This is a genomic window from Bradyrhizobium sp., from assembly GCF_019242285.1.
In the GTDB taxonomy this organism is placed as follows: Bacteria; Pseudomonadota; Alphaproteobacteria; order Rhizobiales; family Xanthobacteraceae; genus Bradyrhizobium.
This window is the reverse complement of sequence record NZ_JAFAVV010000334.1, coordinates 1-2,112: the sequence shown is the minus strand read 5'-3', so window position 1 is coordinate 2,112 and position 2,112 is coordinate 1. Positions and strand designations below refer to the sequence as shown.

General features: G+C 67.9%; 1 protein-coding gene and 1 pseudogene. Both read right to left on the bottom strand.

Annotated elements, in window-relative coordinates; translation table 11 throughout:
* Positions 1-306 precede the first annotated feature (306 nt).
* Positions 307-1,902, bottom strand: coding sequence for an aspartate:alanine exchanger family transporter (locus tag JOY90_RS13110; RefSeq protein WP_291691550.1), 1,596 nt, complete (start codon positions 1,900-1,902; stop codon positions 307-309).
* A 24-nt stretch (positions 1,903-1,926) separates the two neighbouring features.
* Positions 1,927-2,112: pseudogene (locus JOY90_RS13105) on the bottom strand (pyruvate formate-lyase 1-activating enzyme); the annotation flags it as partial.

The window sequence follows — 2,112 nt, the reverse complement described above, 5'->3', positions numbered from 1 at the left end:
CGTAGAACACCAGGCTCGCGGCGACGATCCAGCGCAGCGCCCACTCGGTGCCGCCCAGCCGGCCCGCTAGGAAGAACCCGGCCATCGTGAGCGGCAGAAAGCCGAGCAGGAAGGGCGCGGTGTTGAACAGCACCGCGATAGTATGCGGGCCGATCATCACCGAGGGGTAAACGGACAGGTTCTTTCAGTGTGCCATCCTGGCCGGCCTTGGCGACGCCATCGCCCTCCGCCTTCGCCGCTATCTCGGGCGGCAGGCGCCCCTCGATGCCTGCGAGCGCCCTGATGCCCGAGTCCATCGGCGGCCTCTTAGTGCCCGAGCATCACGAGGCCGATGACCTGGACGGCGATCACCTTGACGATCGTCGCGGACGGAAAGATCATCGCATAGCCAATGTCGGGCCGCTCGGTGGGCGCCATGCGCGTCGCGTAGACGAGGATGGCCGGATTGCCGGTGGCGCCGGACGCGACGCCGAGCAGGTCGTCGTAGGGAATGCGCATCGCGTAGAAGCCGGCCAGCAGCACGATCGCCACGGTCGCGAGCAGGACCGCCGCGCCGATCAGCAGCATCAGCGGCCCTTCCGAGGCGACCGTGGTGACGAACGCCTGCCCTGAGTTGATGCCCACGGTGGCCAGGAACAGCGTCAGGCCGAAGTTGCGCAGCACGATGTTGGCCGGCAGCGGCATGACCCAGGTGATCGGGCCGGTGCGGCGCAGGCGCCCGAGGACCAGCGCCACGATCAGCGGGCCGCCGCCGATGCCAAGCGTCACGGTGCCCACGCCCGGAATTGGGATCGGCACCAGGCCGAGCAGCACGCCGAGCACCATGCCGAAGCCGAGCGAGACGTAGCTGAACTCCGCGGCGGACTTCACCGTGTCGCCGAAATGCGCGCGGGCGCGGCCGATGTGCTCGTTGGGCACGATGACGCCGATGCGGTCGCCCGTTTCGAGCGCCAGGTCCGGACTGGGCACGAGGTCGACGTCGTAGCGGCGGACGTGCAGGATCTGCATCGGGACGCCCGGCGGCATGGGCAGGTCCGCGAGCCGAACGCCGACGAGATTGCTCTTTGACACGAAGAATCGCTGATAAGAGAAGTCGCCGCGGTCCTTCGCGATCCGGCCCGGTTCGAGATGCCCAAGCCTCGCGGTTGCGGCAGCGACCGCTTCCTCGGTTTCGCCGACCAGCAGCAGCGCGTCACCAACGTGCAGGCTGGTGTCCGGCTCCGGAAGCAGGTTGCGGTGCTCGTGCCGGACGCCCGTGACCTGGGTGCCCGCCGGCAGGCCTTCCATCACCTCGCGCAGCGTCGTCCCGCCCTCGGGGAGACTGCCGATCGTGACCTCCGCCATGTGGAAGCGGGCGGGCTTCGGCGGAAAGCTCGGGCGCACGCGCCGCGTCATGAGATAGAAGCAGAGGATCGGGCCGATGACGCCGAACGGGTATGTGACGGAATAGCCGACCGACGGGTCCTTGTTGCCAGTCACGTCGATCGCGGCCTGTAGCGTCGCCGTGCTGGTCATCGACCCGGCGAACAGACCGAGCGTGTGGCCGACCCGCACGTCGAAGGCGCTGCCGAGACCGAGCGCCACGAGGAGGCCGGCGGCGACGGCGACGAGCGCCAACACGTTGTACTTGCGCCCCGGGCCGGTCAGCCCTTCGAAGAACTGCCGGCCGTAGAGGATGCCGATGCCGTAGAGGAACATAATCAGGCCGATCAAGCCGATCGGCCCGGCAATCTGCGCCTTCGGCGCGATCGCGCCGAGGAAGAGGCCGACGAATAGCACCGCGCCGATGCCGAGCGAAAAGCCGAGGATGCTGATCTGCCCGACGGCGTAGCCGAGGCCGACGGCGAGGAAGAGGGCGAGGATCGGCTGGGTGCCGATCAGGTTGCTGACGGCGTTGAACATTCTTGCGTCTCCCTCCTCCGGTCGTTACCGGACCCGGCAGCCGGTGCTGCGCAGGATCTCCACCGCCGATCGCACCTGTTCCGGCGTTGGTGTGGGAGTGTTCTCAAGCGGATAGTCGAGATGCAGCGTGTGCCACTTGAAGGCGCCCATCTGATGGAAGGGCAGGATCTCAAGCCACTCCACATTGGACATCGGCGCGACGATGCGGCC

What these genes read in the sequence shown, in the direction of transcription:
- JOY90_RS13110 (WP_291691550.1), bottom strand. Translation starts at nt 1,902, where the DNA reads ATGTTCAACGCCGTCAGCAACCTGATCGGCACCCAGCCGATCCTCGCC.